The organism is Thalassobacillus devorans MSP14, from assembly GCF_000496835.1.
Lineage (GTDB): Bacteria > Bacillota > Bacilli > Bacillales > Halobacillaceae > Thalassobacillus > Thalassobacillus devorans_B.
In genome coordinates this window covers 275,964-289,760 of the sequence record NZ_KI543236.1, presented here as the reverse complement: position 1 = coordinate 289,760, position 13,797 = coordinate 275,964, and the positions used below count along the sequence as shown (strand labels likewise).

15 protein-coding genes are annotated in these 13,797 nt (G+C 41.8%); 7 read left to right on the top strand and 8 right to left on the bottom strand.

Annotation, left to right across the window (positions count from 1 at the left end):
• Positions 1-144: 144 nt before the first annotated feature.
• The 4 genes from P855_RS0102265 to P855_RS0102250 all read left to right on the top strand — a co-directional run bounded on the left by P855_RS0102265 (position 145) and on the right by P855_RS0102250 (position 3,409).
• Positions 145-717 (top strand): CYTH domain-containing protein, encoded by a 573-nt coding sequence (locus P855_RS0102265; protein WP_028782073.1) that lies wholly within the window; start codon positions 145-147, stop codon positions 715-717.
• A 66-nt stretch (positions 718-783) separates the two neighbouring features.
• Positions 784-1,185, top strand: a complete 402-nt coding sequence (locus tag P855_RS0102260) for a globin (protein WP_028782072.1) — start codon at positions 784-786, stop codon at positions 1,183-1,185.
• A complete protein-coding gene (locus P855_RS0102255) occupies positions 1,182-2,081 on the top strand; it encodes a ClpXP adapter SpxH family protein (protein ID WP_028782071.1) in 900 nt (299 codons plus the stop codon). Before P855_RS0102260 ends, P855_RS0102255 begins: the two co-directional genes overlap by 4 nt.
• Before the next feature lie 158 nt (positions 2,082-2,239).
• A complete protein-coding gene (locus P855_RS0102250) occupies positions 2,240-3,409 on the top strand; it encodes a tetracycline resistance MFS efflux pump (protein WP_028782070.1) in 1,170 nt (389 codons plus the stop codon).
• Positions 3,410-3,615: 206 nt separating this feature from the next.
• Here P855_RS0102250 and P855_RS0102245 read toward each other — a convergent pair whose 3' ends face one another.
• A complete protein-coding gene (locus P855_RS0102245; protein ID WP_327084769.1) occupies positions 3,616-4,449 on the bottom strand; it encodes a cupin domain-containing protein in 834 nt (277 codons plus the stop codon).
• A 334-nt stretch (positions 4,450-4,783) separates the two neighbouring features.
• Between P855_RS0102245 and P855_RS0102240 the strand changes: the two genes are divergently transcribed.
• Entirely contained in the window at positions 4,784-4,969 is a 186-nt protein-coding gene (locus P855_RS0102240) for a hypothetical protein (RefSeq protein ID WP_037985574.1), read from the top strand.
• Between the two features lie 66 nt (positions 4,970-5,035).
• Here P855_RS0102240 and P855_RS0102235 read toward each other — a convergent pair whose 3' ends face one another.
• The 5 genes from P855_RS0102235 to mecA all read right to left on the bottom strand — a co-directional run bounded on the left by P855_RS0102235 (position 5,036) and on the right by mecA (position 11,049).
• Positions 5,036-5,443, bottom strand: a complete 408-nt coding sequence (locus P855_RS0102235; protein WP_028782067.1) for an NUDIX hydrolase — start codon at positions 5,441-5,443, stop codon at positions 5,036-5,038.
• Positions 5,444-5,568: 125 nt separating this feature from the next.
• Positions 5,569-6,597 carry a DUF3231 family protein gene (locus P855_RS0102230; protein ID WP_028782066.1) on the bottom strand — a complete coding sequence of 343 codons (1,029 nt, stop codon included), beginning with the start codon at positions 6,595-6,597 and terminating at the stop codon, positions 5,569-5,571.
• Positions 6,598-7,133: 536 nt separating this feature from the next.
• Complete coding sequence (gene pepF / locus P855_RS0102220) at positions 7,134-8,942, bottom strand: oligoendopeptidase F (protein WP_028782064.1); 1,809 nt, start codon at positions 8,940-8,942, stop codon at positions 7,134-7,136.
• 91 nt (positions 8,943-9,033) lie between these two features.
• Positions 9,034-10,170, bottom strand: coding sequence for a competence protein CoiA (locus P855_RS0102215; RefSeq protein ID WP_028782063.1), 1,137 nt, complete (start codon positions 10,168-10,170; stop codon positions 9,034-9,036).
• 189 nt (positions 10,171-10,359) lie between these two features.
• Positions 10,360-11,049 carry an adaptor protein MecA gene (gene mecA / locus P855_RS0102210; RefSeq protein WP_028782062.1) on the bottom strand — a complete coding sequence of 230 codons (690 nt, stop codon included), beginning with the start codon at positions 11,047-11,049 and terminating at the stop codon, positions 10,360-10,362.
• 320 nt (positions 11,050-11,369) lie between these two features.
• On the opposite strand from mecA, the gene P855_RS0102205 reads away from it, so the two are divergent.
• Positions 11,370-12,032, top strand: coding sequence for a TerC family protein (locus tag P855_RS0102205; RefSeq protein WP_028782061.1), 663 nt, complete (start codon positions 11,370-11,372; stop codon positions 12,030-12,032).
• 39 nt (positions 12,033-12,071) lie between these two features.
• On the opposite strand, the gene spxA is transcribed toward P855_RS0102205, so the two are convergent.
• Complete coding sequence (gene spxA / locus P855_RS0102200; protein WP_028782060.1) at positions 12,072-12,467, bottom strand: transcriptional regulator SpxA; 396 nt, start codon at positions 12,465-12,467, stop codon at positions 12,072-12,074.
• 383 nt (positions 12,468-12,850) lie between these two features.
• Complete coding sequence (locus tag P855_RS0102195; RefSeq protein WP_028782059.1) at positions 12,851-13,441, bottom strand: GNAT family N-acetyltransferase; 591 nt, start codon at positions 13,439-13,441, stop codon at positions 12,851-12,853.
• Positions 13,442-13,597: 156 nt separating this feature from the next.
• Between P855_RS0102195 and P855_RS0102190 the strand changes: the two genes are divergently transcribed.
• Positions 13,598-13,783, top strand: a complete 186-nt coding sequence (locus P855_RS0102190; protein WP_028782058.1) for a hypothetical protein — start codon at positions 13,598-13,600, stop codon at positions 13,781-13,783.
• The last annotated feature ends 14 nt before the right edge of the window (positions 13,784-13,797 follow it).

Genomic DNA, 13,797 nt, shown 5'->3' with positions numbered 1-13,797 from the left:
CCTCCCCACCTTTAACCATACATCTATGTAGTAAATATGTGATATTAAGTACCCATTCATTGTATCATAAATTATTACAGGAGATAATCTTTGCAATCAACAAGCTCCCCCTTCATAATGATTGCAGAGCGCTGGAGGGATAATATGAACCAGGAAATCGAAATCGAATTCAAAAATATGCTGACAAAAGCAGAATATAACCGTCTCAAGACAGGTTTACCCTTTGAAAAAGCAGAGATCAAAGAGCAGATCAACCATTACTTTGAAACAGACAATTTTGATTTGAAAAGCAAAGGAGCCGCCCTGAGGATCAGGGAGAAAAATGGCAGCTATACACTGACCTTGAAGCAGCCCCACCCTGAAGGTCTCCTTGAGACCCATGCGACATTGACAATGGCTGAATTTGAAAGCTGGATCGCCGGTAACCCGGTCGAAAAGGAAAATGTCAACCATCAGCTCAAGGAGATGGAGATCGACTACCTTGCATTGAAATATTGGGGTGAGTTGAAAACGAATCGGCAGGAAATCGACTATCAGGACACCCTGCTGGTCTTAGACCATAGTCTTTATCATAATATAGAAGATTATGAGCTTGAACTGGAAGCGACAAACCGGGCACATGGCGAAAAGGTATTCTACCAGTTACTCAACGACCATGAAATTCCGGAGCGCGATACCGATAATAAGATCAAGCGATTTTTCCAGGCAAGGACCTGAGTCACATTATTTGAAGGCCATGCGCGGCGTTGCTACAATGAATAACAAGCAGAAAGGGTTCTGATCATGAGTGTACCAGGAACAATTTATGAAGCGATAGGCGGACAGCAAGCGGTATTCAAGCTTGTCGATGCCTTTTATGCAAGAGTGGGCAGCCACCCGGATTTAATACCGATCTTCCCGGATGACCTTACAGAAACCGCCCGGAAACAAAAACAGTTTCTGACCCAATTTTTCGGCGGACCAGCCTTATATACAGAAGAACATGGCCATCCGATGCTGCGGGCAAGGCACCTCCCTTTTCCGATCACACCGGCACGAAGGGATGCCTGGCTGGATTGCATGGCCGCAGCACTCAAAGAAGCGAATATTGAAGAGCCATACCGCACGGCGATTTTCGAACGTCTGACCATGACAGCCAATCATATGATGAATACACCAGAGGATGAGAAAGGAGAATCGATGTGAGTTGGAAAGCTACTGGAGCATCCCAGGAACAATCAAGTGCCCAGTTCGGTTTTTTCGATCTTTTGAAACGGCCATTGGAGCTCTACCTGTTCGTAGATCCCCTATGCCCGGAGTGTTGGTCCATCGAGCCGATCATCAAAAAGCTCACCATCGAATATGGACGCTTTTTTACAATAAAACCGATCATCAGCGGAAAAATGACCTCCCTTCATAAAAAAAGCGTAGAGAAGCCTTATCATTTGAAAAAAGAATGGGATAAAACAGCCAACCGGACTGGCATGTGCTGTGACGGGGACATTTGGCTGGAAAACCCTGTTTCTTCTCCGCTCATCACATCACTTGCGATCAAAGCAGCGGAACTGCAAGGGAAAAAACCAGGCATGCGATTCCTGCGGAAAGTCCAGGAATATGTCTTCCTCGATAAGAAAAACATTTCCGACGAGGAAGTATTGGTAGAATGCGCAGAAAAGAGCAAGCTCGATGTCGACGAGTTCCGAAAAGACCTTTATTCCGATACCGCCCGGCGTGCACTACAATGCGATTTCAAGCTGACAAGGGAAATGGATGTCGAATCGATTCCTGCTCTCGTATTGTTCAGCCAATCGGAAGAGGATGCGGGATTGAAAATTTCCGGTTCTTACCCTTATGAAATTTACGTAAATGTGTTGAAAGAGATGCTCCAGAAAGACCCGAAACCGTCCAGGAAACCGTCACTGGAAGCGTTCATGCAGCATTACAAATTTGTCGCAACCAAAGAAATCGCCGTCGTCTATGACTGGACCGAACAGCAGACAAAACGGGAAATGAAAAAACTCGTCTTGAAACAAATTGTCAAAGAAATACCAGTCAAATATGGGGTATTCTGGAAATACCAGCCCACTGAGCAACAATCTTAAAAGCGGCTGTCTCAAAAGGGTCTGACTTAATTGCAGACTTTCATTTTGAGACAGTCGCTTTTTTCTCTTTAACATAAGAGAAAGCATTTATTTTCCAAAGAGCTAGTGTTATGATATTTTCCGTAGTCTATTTGTTAAGTAAAGGAGTGAACATTGCTCTGGATATAAAAAAAGCATTACCTATTTTATTCGCAATCATGTTTCTAGTGATGGTCGGTTTTGGGATCATCATACCAGTCCTTCCTTTTTACGCAGAAGAGATCGGAGCGACCCCTACAGAGTTAGGGTTACTAATGGCTGTTTACTCCTTGATGCAGCTATTATTCGCCCCCATGTGGGGAAGGCTTTCTGACCGGATCGGCCGGAAGCCGGTGATCGCGACAGGGATTGCAGGCCTGGCCCTTTCTTTCTTCCTCATGGCGCTGTCAACGCAGCTCTGGATGTTATTCGCCGCAAGAATTATCGGTGGATTCTTATCATCTGCAAACATGCCGACTATCATGGCTTATGTCGCTGATATCACATCAGATGAAGATCGCGGAAAAGGCATGGGAATCATAGGAGCGGCCATCGGTCTCGGGTTTGTATTTGGACCGGCTATTGGGGGAGTCTTTTCCAAAACCAGCCTGGAAATGCCGTTTTACATAGCTGGACTTTCCTCGCTGCTGACCTTTTTACTGGTCGTATTCGTATTGAAAGAATCATTGACAGAAGAAGCAAAAGGCCGTCGAAGCGGCAAAAGAGCCCCGCTAAGGCAAGCTTTGAACGGGCCGAGCTCGATGTTGTTCTTCTTACAATTGTTTGTATCCCTGTCGCTTTCCGGGCTCGAGGCAACTTTTGCATACTTCGCTGCTGAAAAAGCCGGCCTTGGTACAGTAAAGCTGGGCTACATATTCATGATCATGGGCTTTGCAGGAGCTATAGTACAGGGTGGCCTGGTCGGGAGACTTACAAAAAAATTCGGTGAACCCTTCGTTATTCAACTCGGAATCGTCGTATCCGTCATCGGCTTCGCTTTAATCTTATTCGTACGGGATTTTGTCACAGCGGCGATCTTCCTGTCTATCTTCGGTATCGGTAATGGGGTCATCCGTCCAAGTGTATCAGCTTTACTGACTAAGCAAACGCAGTCAGGATACGGAAGTGCCACCGGGCTGTTATCATCGTTTGATTCGTTGGGAAGGATTGTCGGTCCTCCTCTTGGAGGATGGCTGTTTTCCGTCGCCATCGGTTTGCCCTACATTTCAGGAATCGCTTTATCGTTAATCGCGTTAGGATTATTCCGTATATATGTAAGACGTTCCAAACAGCCCTTATCAGCAGTGTAACGCAGCAATGCACTTACTTTCATAGTCCACTATCGAATAAACTTTCAAATGAAAGGCAAACTCTATTATATTACGAGTTTGCCTTTTTCAATTCCTTTGCTTCTGCTCATCACATATTAATTTTGTTTTGATGATACCTTACCGGAAACAAGTATGAGGTGTAAAAGAAAATAACTAACCTCGTAAAAGCATCTAAATTTCTACTTCTACATTTTCTTGCTTTCCTGAAGTAATTTGGATTTTCCGGTTCTTTCCCATTCTTCTACTGTTTCATATGCTCTTTCAGGAGAATACCCTTTCCCTACGAGAACACCCATTAGAATAAACTCTTGCAAAACGTGGGTAGCATTTATTCCTTTTTCCACGTCTTCTAATCCTTTTTTCACTAAAAAATCCGTGTACTGTACCCATTCATCTGGCGTTCTTCCAGAAACAACTGTCCTCCTGCGGCTATGCCCATGTTCTGCTTCCACTGCCATTGCCTCCGCTTTTGTTGCATGTACAGTCCCGAATGGATGATTGGGAGGCGCATAGATCGAGTAAAGTTTTAATGGAATATCACCTGTATTGGTTAGATTATGGCAGGTTCCAGCAGGAATCACTATTGCAGAATTTTCCCTTGCATTTCTTTGAAAGTTTAAATTATCTTTACTCTTTCCCATTTGGACAGTCCCCTGACCTTGTTCAATACGTAAGAACTGATCGACATCAGGATGCATTTCCAAACCGATGTCTTCACCTGGATTAAGGCTCATTAATGTAACCTGGAAATGACTTCCCGTCCACAGCGCCGTCCGAAATGTATCATTTTGCATCGTTGCTTCTTTAATATTAACGACAAATGGTCTTGGTCCATAATCAGCTAAAGTAATTCTTCCATCGTCATTAGGAGAGCAGTTAAATCCATTAGCATGGTTATCGTGAGGATAAGGCCAATATTGTCTTCCATAGTTATGCATTGGCACATTTACATAATAAGGATATAGATATGGAGACGGATAATAAGGAACATAGGACATGTTTTTCATCAATCCTTTCACAATTTTATAAACATCCTATGCACCAGTTCAGAGAGTGTCCTTTTTAAAGTTCCTTTTCTGTTTTTCTTACCGGACTTCCTCAAGGAATTTAACCGCTTTTTGGCAAAAAAATAACCAGCATGGCGGCTGGTTATCAAGGTCCTTTATAAATAAAGGAGGATGGGAGAAAGTGGTCCCTATCAAACTGTTGGGGGGTTAATGGGATTTCTTTCACATCTATAATATAGCAAGCAGCAAGCGTTGATGCAATACACTTGTTCAATGTTTCACGAGTTTGTCACAAGTGTTCTATCTTCCTGTCACTAACATAAAATTTTAGTAAGGAGGGTTGGCCATGAAAATAGCTGTAATCATAACTTTCGCTGTCCTGATGCTGGTTGCCTTTTTAATGAATCTATTCGGGCTGATGCGTCTCTATCCTATTTATATCACCTCACCCCTGTTATTTCTGGTGATTTTCTTAGCCATTAAAAGTTTGTTCCATCGTAAAAAGTTCAAAGGTTTCAAAAGTTTTCATTAACTAAGGCTGGTGATAGCTGCCATCACCAGCCCCACATTCATATCTAACCGACTAACCTCTTTCTTCTTAAAAATCCACAAAAAAAGGTTGAGATTCTTTTTGAAGGCAAAGTTCTATCCTTTTTCTGAAATTGTTCCAGGTCACTTTCTCTAACGCTTTTTCTATTGGAAAAAAACCGACATCTAAAGCTTCTGGGGTCGTTGTCAGTTTCCCTCCAACAGGCTTCCCGATAAACAACGTATTGCAGATACCCCGCTTCACATTTTGAAAAACGCCACAAAATCTGGTCACTTCAATTTCCAATCCGCATTCTTCCTTTGTTTCCCTAATTGCCGCTTCTATAAGTGATTCACCTATTTCCACCTGACCGCCTGGCATTTCCCAGCCCCGTTTCGGTCCTTTAATCAATAGCAGTTCACCTTCGTCATTCAATACAATTGCTGCAGCAGAAACAATATGCCTTGGTGGCTCCATTCCCATCTCCCCTTATGTATAATAATTGATTTTTTGATCCTCTTCATAATTATTCCAAACTAAGTTAATTATCTCAATACAAAAGAGCTTACCTGTCAGATAAGCTCTCGTGAACTAAATGTTTTTTAGCGATAAGCAGAAAGTTTATCCCGATCAATCACGATTGGCGGCTGTTCCATCCACCCGTTATCTATCAGGATATTGGCTCCATCTTCTACATACAAAGAGACGTCCAGAAGACACCGTGCATACAAGGCTCCGATATCTTTTCTCCCGTTAAGAGAAGCGCCATTAGCATATTTTCTTATTTTCATCGAAAACATATCAATTTTATGGAATACCATCAGTTTGTCAGAAAACGGCGGGATTGTGGATGGTGTCACCAAATGATCAAGCAGGCCAGGGGCAGCAATATTATCCTTCTTCAACTTATTGGTAAACTTATCAATATGGCTGACATTGATTTTCTTGCCGCGATTCAAAAACTTCACTACTTTTCGTTCCCGTGCACCCTGGCTGAAGCCAAGAATCAGTGCTTTGCTTGTGATATCATTGTGAAGGTTATCATATAAATGAGCTACTTCCATACCATGGAGCGGTCGCACGTTTCCTAAATAGCCATGCAAAAAGTTTTGCCGACTTACAAAATCCACCCCCGCCGGGCTTGGTGCCGCTGGAGCATTCCCTAATACCCCTTTATCTGTCAATAAATCGTGGACATCTGTCATCAGCTTTATTGTCTTTTTCATACTGTCCACAAAAAAGTCCCGCGTATCTTTTCTGGTCATGACCGGAACGGCCGCGCTATATATACTTATACCTGCCTTCGCGAGGTACCTCAGATAATGTAAATAAAACTCATCATAAAATAAACGTGGCGCGTCGAGGTTGACGTCCTCTTCGGTAAAACCGACCGGAATGGGAAATTCAGCTTCCGTAAACATTCGTTTGATATCCTTCGTGAATGAGTTTGTTAAATCCAGGGCACTTTCTACTACCTTCTTAATCTCAGCATCTTCCACATGGCGAAGGAAGTAACTGAGCACGCACCTGCCCATCGTATTTCCCTGGTATACTGCCCAGAGCTTGCCCATTTCCGCCGAAGTAAGCTGGTTAATGTAACGTTCTTTTTCTTCTTGTTTTTGCCTTTTCATGACATGTTACTCCCTTCCTCATAATGGGAGTTATCCCTGTTATCCGCCGCCTCCATTATGTAGTCTTGCTCCTGGGAGGAGGTAATCGCCCGTTTTAAAGAACGGAGGGTCTTGCGCCAAAAAATAATCCACTTTCTACGAATATAAAACGACCAGTATTTAAATTTATTGTTTCGCATGCTCCACAGTAATAATAGCAATATAATAATGATACCTAGTGAAAATTTCCGCACATCAAACTCTCCTTTCCCACTACCCGTTGTATCTATTATTAGCAGTTAGCCAACATTGTATGTACAAAAAGATGCGTAATGTGCGTGAAACCCTTTCAAACATTTCATAACTTTACACCTATAAGAGGGTGCTCATCTGCGTCATTAGAAAAACTTGGCTTATCGCCAAGTCTTTATGGCGAAAGCCTAAGTTTTCTTATACTTTAATCCTTTAACAAAGTTAAACTTTCTTAAAGTATAAAAAAATGTTCAAGATGGAATGAATACTCCACCTTGAACATTAAACCCCGAATAAGATTTCCCTTACTTCAATAGTTCTTCCATTTCATTCAATTTTTCCTCAAAAACATCCAACGCTGCAAGAATCGGCTCTTTGGACGTCATGTCTACTCCAGCCTGTTTTAATACCTCAATCGGATAATCGCTGCTTCCTGCTTTCAAAAACTTCTTATAACGCTCGACTGCAGGTTCTCCTTCTTCAAGAATCTGGGCAGCAAGGGCAGTAGCCGCGGAATAACCCGTCGCATACTGGTAGACATAATAATTGTAATAGAAATGCGGAATACGTGCCCATTCCAGTCCGATTTCATCATCGATAACAACATCATCACCAAAATATTTCTTATTCAAATCATAATAAAGTTCGGTCAGCTTATCAGCAGTTAATGCTTCCCCATTTTGAGCACGCACATGAATATCATGTTCGAACTCGGCAAACATCGTCTGACGGAAAACTGTACCCCGGAACCCTTCCAGGAAGTGATTCAACAAATACAGCTTTTCTTTTTTATCATCTGTCGCCTTCAATAAGTGATCGTTCAATAAAGCCTCATTACAAGTCGAAGCTACTTCCGCTACGAATATCGAATAGTTGCCATAACGATATGGCTGGTTGGCATGGGTATAGTAGCTGTGCATGGAGTGGCCCAGCTCGTGAGCCAGAGTAAACAGGTTATTGATATTGTCCTGCCAGTTCATCAGGATATAAGGGTTGGTACCATAATGTCCTGATGAATAGGCACCGCTGCGTTTTCCTTTATTTTCATCTACATCGATCCAGCGGTTTTCATAACCTTCTTTGATGATATTGACATACTCATCTCCAAGTGGCTGCAGCCCTTTGACAACCAGGTCCTTCGCTTCATCATAGCTTATGTTCATCTCGACATCTTTGACAAGCGGTGTATAGAGGTCGTACATATGAACCTCATCCAGCTCCAATACTTTTTTACGAAGTGCTACATAGCGATGGAGTAAAGGCAGTCTTTCATTAACGGCATCTACAAGGTTGTCATAGACTTTTTCCGGGATATTGTTATTATCAAGCGCGGCCTCACGTGCAGAACCGTAATTTTTCACTTCAGCATAGTAATTGTCTTTTTTCACGTTACCGCCAAGTGTTGAGGAAAAAGTATTTTTAAACTTATCAAACGTATCGTACATCGCCTGAAAAGCATTTTTACGAACGTCACGATCCTTGGACTCTAAGAAATTGATATAACGTCCATGGGTGAGATCGATTTCGTTACCATTCTCATCTTTGACACTCGGGAACGTCAAATCCGCATTATTCAACATACCGAATGTTTGCGATGGATTGGAGGCAATCTCTGAAAATCCTGCAAGTAGTGCTTCCTCTTTTTCGCTTAATACATGGGCCCGTTGACGGGTGATTTCATCAAGCGTATGCCTGTATAGCTCAAGTTCTTCTTTTTCTTCTAAGTATTTATCGATTTTACCCTCTTCTAACGATAAGATTTCCGGTACAATAAAACTCATTGCGGAGGAGATCTGGGTCAGCAGGTTCTCTGCTTTCGAGTTAAGCTCCTGATAAAAGGAATTTGTCGTATCCTGATCCGCCCGCATGTGTGCATAAGTATATAATTTTCCAATCCTGTTGGAAATTTCATCCTGCTTTACAAGCATTTGATATAACTGGTCCGCTGATTCTCCCAGCTTTCCTTTGAACGCTGTGATCTCCGGAATCATTTCTTTAATGGCTTCAAATTCTTTCTTCCATTCTTCATCAGTCGTAAAAATATTTTCAAGCTTCCATGTCCTTTCCACCGGAAGCTCTTCACGCTTTGGCAGTTCCTTGCTAGCTGTACTCATACTACTTCCTCCTTATACGCATTTCGTCACCATAAGTAATTTCTCGATAAAATAGGAAAATACCTCCTTATTTTATGATATTTTCAAGGTTTTACCCGCTTTTTAAAGAATTAAAAATAATTTCATCCTGTTTGATTGCTTCCTCGATGGTAAGCGGTGCCTTTACTTCCTGACGTTTACGGTATACTCCTGATGATACTTCTTCTGCCAGGCCAAGACGGCATAGCATTGTCAGATATTCCTGTAATGGATTAGGGTTTACGTGAACGTGCAAAAGAGGAACGATCATCTTAGCCGGTTTTATCGGGAGCAGCCCTCCAACCGGGGTTTTTAAGAATGTGTCGAGGTAATAGCGGGACTGCCAAATCCATGGTGGTTCAGTCAGTTGAATTTGGCTTGGTACGGGGAGATAAGTAATCGAAGGCAGTAATGACGGGTGATAGCTTTTGGCATACAGATACTGACGCCAGCTCTTTTCCTGCGGTGAAGTATGACCCAAAGGCCGGGTCCTTCTTTTTTTAACGAAACTTTTCCAGCCTGCAGGCATATCATTAAGGAGGAGATTGGGTTCAGCAAACACATTTTTTAAGGAAATAACCGCTAAGGGGAAATATCTGATGATGGAAAAAACGAGGTTGGAACCGCTACCCTGCAAGTGATAACCAATCATCATCTGGTCGGTGACCGGGTCGAAAAAATGAATACGGTAATCGCGGTAATGGTAGATGAAGTTCCTTTCAAAGGCGGTGAGTTGGAGGAGACCGCTCCCTTTTCTGACCACGCGATTCCCTCCAAGAATCCAGAATGGAAATATACCAATCTCATTATACTGCCTTGTGCGTTTGGCGATTTCCTTCTCTGAAATTCTGGCGCATTGATACTCGATGGCAATCCGCCTGGATTTCGTTTGTAACAATAAATCCGGACGTTGCCCGATTTCAGGCAAGTAGCCTTCCAGGACAGGATTATAACCTTGCGCTTGCAGCCATTCCCAAAGCCTGACTTTTCCCTGTTGATGATAAGCACCTTCCCCGCTTTTGCTTGATGGACAGGAACTATTAGGAAAATGGGCAAAATGCGGAACAACCTTGGAGCCAGCCCGAACCAGCACCGGGGCTTTACACTGCGGACAGAAATAACTTTCCTGATTGTGGGGAGGTATCAGTTCATGGATATGCCGACCTGGCAGTTGAATCAATTGACCCTTGTCATTTATTGCACTAAGCATATTTCACCCCCTTTATATAACTTATTCGACATCAATCGCCAAAAACCCTGCTAATCAACAGGAAAATAAGTGTGTAAGCATGGATTTCATTTTGCGCTTCATATATATTTGCCAGGCAAGCCAGTATAAACAAGGCATGGCCTACAGATAGCAAAACAAAAAAGCATACCATAGTGGCATGCTTATCAATTATAGAGGAAAGTAACTTTTTATTTGATTCAACGCATCTTCTGCAAAGATCGTTTTGCCGTATTCCTGCAGTCGGTGAATCGTAATATCCGATTCGCTTCCGTATTCTAAAATGTTGCTCAAAATATTTTCCTGCTCGTCATCATTCATATTTTCATCATTGAATTGAATATATAGATAGTAGGCATCTTCAAAATGGTACATGCTTTGCTCGAATTCTTTAACGGCCGGAAAACGGTGGCTCAATTGGATAGCATCTTCGAATTCATCAAAGCGGATCGTAAACTGCATAGGCTCCAGATCATTGCTCCAATCATTATCTTCATCTGGTGTATGCGTATCTGCTTCATTCATCTTTTCATCAAGCATTGATTCTATTTTTTCATCCACGGGCATATCGATGGTTTTACCGTTTTCAGTAGGAAGCTCGAGCTTTTGTCCATCAGAGGAAAGCTGGGCTTTTGTGACGATGACTTCCAGGCCTTTTTCCATTGCCTGAACCTGGATCCATAAGGGACCTTCAGCTTGGAAATTCTCTTTATCGTTAACTTCGTCCATCATTTCCCAGAACAGCTGCTCACTTCTGTCACGGTTATACCAAATATCTTCTCGATCAAACCCGCGTTGTTCTACATCATGGTAAGAAACATAAAATTTGATTGTGTTCTCATTTATTCTTTCGATTTCCATGCATCTCTCTCCCTTCTATATTCGGATAAGCGGAAGGGACTGCTTCACCCTCGTTGTTATTTTATAGTATACCTTACCCTATATTTCAGGACTTTAATCGCATGATTATACAGGTCAGGTACCTCTTGATTCTATTGTATGATAGCTCTGCCTTTTCTGGAAAACAAAATGCTTCATTTCCGAAAAAACAAACGAATATCACGATTTTTTAGATTATATCATCTATCTTCTCCAGGAACCACCCAATAGCAATACTCTGGTTAGTTGTCTATTCTAGCTTATTTCTAGTCATTTGTCACTACATATCAGGAGGCTTTTTTATGGAATGGGAATTGATCCAAGCAATCTTAATCATCATAGGAATTGACATTGTTCTCGGAGGGGATAACGCCATTGTCATTGCACTGGCAAGCAGGAATCTGCCAGAAAGACAGCGCAATAAAGCAATTTTCATGGGGACAGGCTTAGCTATTATCGTCCGGGTGTTTTTGACTGCCATTGCCCTTTATCTGCTGCACATTCCCTTCCTGCGCTTTATCGGGGGAATACTGCTTATTTATATCGCCATCAAACTGTTGACGGAAGAGGAAGATGAACCGAATATTAAAGCCAGTGATAGTCTTATCTCCGCAGTAAAGACCATTGTATTCGCAGACATAGTGATGGGATTTGATAATGTACTTGCCATTGCCGGAGCATCCCACGATAATATTCTGTTAGTAGCGATGGGACTGCTTGTCTCGGTCCCGATTATCATTTGGGGAAGTAAATTGATATTGAAGCTGATGGAGCGATTTCCTTCACTTGTTTATATTGGAGCAGGTATCCTAGCTTATACCGCAGCAGAAATGATCTTAGAAGAACGGCGGCTCCGTCCGTTTTTTGAGCAGTTTGATTCCCTGCATTATGTGATGCCCATTGTTATCATTTTTCTTGTCATCTCCTGGGGTTACCGTAATAATCACCCGGCTAATCAAACATAGAAAAACAAAAAAGACCGCTCCATATGCGGTCTTTTGCTATTAGTTTACCAGGCGTTGTGCTTCGCGAAGCTGGAAAGTACGAACGCTTCTTGGCAGGAAACGGCGGATTTCATCTTCATTATACCCTACCTGAAGACGCTTTTCATCAATGATAATCGGGCGGCGGAGCAGCCCAGGATTTTCCTGAATGAGATCGAAAAGATCCTTCAAAGGCATTTGTTCAAAATCCACGTCCAATTTTTGAAAAACTTTGGAGCGTGTAGAAATGATTTCTTCCGTACCATCTTCTGTCATTCGCAGAATTTCTTTAATTTCATCCAGAGTCAAAGACTCGGAGAAAATATTACGTTCTTTAAAAGGGATATTATGTTCTTCTAACCATGCTTTAGCTTTACGGCATGATGTACAGCTTGGTGAGGTATATAGAGTTACCATGGGAACTTCACTCCTCAAAAATGTATTTATCATACAAGGTTTGCATGTGCTTGCCAGTTTAAAATAACTTTAATTAACAGCCTATGTATACTATATCATAACTGTCAAGTGTTAGCTAGTAGTACTGTAAGTTTTTTATACAAAACTTGTACAGTTTCATTAATTTCCTTGTGACATTTTTAATATACCCTTTTGCACTTCCGCTAAACATCTTTTTCAAACTTTTTTTGCATCGCTTATTTTCAGTTAGCTCTATGAATTGAAAAAAGCTGTCCCCTAATAGCTTCACAGCCTTTAAGGAGCATGAAAGTTACTGATACCGCTTCCTTCCATGAAGACTGATCGCGAAGCACATATAGGGGACAACCCTGCATATTTCATTATTAAGCTTTTTCTCTTCCTAAGTCTTTCAGGATGTTTGTATTATCTGTATCTTCATCGTACGTGAGTACCTCTTCCACAGGCTCGTACGATTTGCCATAAAATTGAGTATCTTTATAAGTGTGGATTTCTTCATACATCTTTTTCATTTGTTCATAAATGTGTTCTTCAGATGCATCTTCAGGGGACCAATAGAGGATTTCCATAGAATTAGGTTCATCGGTAGCCAGAGACTTTCGTGTATATCCGATGGAGTGGGCATGCTTGAACCCTTCCCGCTGGTAGAAACGAAGACGTTTCTCCGTATCGGTATCATCATAATCGACCGGTTCAACTTCCAAGATGATCGGTTTGCCTTTATCTTTCATTTTTTGCATCAGCTTATGTCCTAACCCCTGTCCTCTTGAGGCTGCCGATACATAGACATAATCGATGAACAGGAAAGATGGGAATTCAGCATACATCAACACGTGATGCGGACCCTCATCCTTATAATAAACATCACCTTTTTCCTTTAATAATGTCTCCATATGTTCTTGTGATTTCATTTCTTCGATTGGAAAATATTGTTTCAACTTTTCATACCAATTCATAAATCTGCTCCCTTACAAGTTAGTCGTCTTTATTATAACGAATTTCTCAGTATTTGTTAAATAGCTTTTGAAAACACTTTCATTTTTACTTTTTCCAGCTTTCTTTTTTTTAACACTTCCACTAAAATAAAAGTAACCGGTAAAGGAGGGGAGCATGTGGGTGCATTAATGCTCGATATCACGTTGCTTGGTTTAGGGATAATCGGAGCGACAGCATTTCTTGGTATTGCCGTCAATGGAATAGGCAATAAGCTGTTCAGCCGGGAAAAGAAAGATGAGTTTCTCAGCAAGGCACGGTCCTATCAGGATACGTGGAGAAATGTCGGGGGAACTCCGAAATAAGCTACATAAAAAAG

Coding starts and splice junctions, on each gene's coding strand:
- P855_RS0102265 (WP_028782073.1), top strand. CDS start 145: ATGAACCAGGAAATCGAAATCGAATTCAAAAATATGCTGACAAAAGCA.
- P855_RS0102260 (WP_028782072.1), top strand. CDS start 784: ATGAGTGTACCAGGAACAATTTATGAAGCGATAGGCGGACAGCAAGCG.
- P855_RS0102240 (WP_037985574.1), top strand. CDS start 4,784: ATGAAAATAGCTGTAATCATAACTTTCGCTGTCCTGATGCTGGTTGCC.
- P855_RS0102235 (WP_028782067.1), bottom strand. CDS start 5,443: ATGGAGCCACCAAGGCATATTGTTTCTGCTGCAGCAATTGTATTGAAT.
- P855_RS0102230 (WP_028782066.1), bottom strand. CDS start 6,597: ATGAAAAGGCAAAAACAAGAAGAAAAAGAACGTTACATTAACCAGCTT.
- pepF (WP_028782064.1), bottom strand. CDS start 8,942: ATGAGTACAGCTAGCAAGGAACTGCCAAAGCGTGAAGAGCTTCCGGTG.
- P855_RS0102215 (WP_028782063.1), bottom strand. CDS start 10,170: ATGCTTAGTGCAATAAATGACAAGGGTCAATTGATTCAACTGCCAGGT.
- mecA (WP_028782062.1), bottom strand. CDS start 11,049: ATGGAAATCGAAAGAATAAATGAGAACACAATCAAATTTTATGTTTCT.
- P855_RS0102205 (WP_028782061.1), top strand. CDS start 11,370: ATGGAATGGGAATTGATCCAAGCAATCTTAATCATCATAGGAATTGAC.
- spxA (WP_028782060.1), bottom strand. CDS start 12,467: ATGGTAACTCTATATACCTCACCAAGCTGTACATCATGCCGTAAAGCT.
- P855_RS0102195 (WP_028782059.1), bottom strand. CDS start 13,441: ATGAATTGGTATGAAAAGTTGAAACAATATTTTCCAATCGAAGAAATG.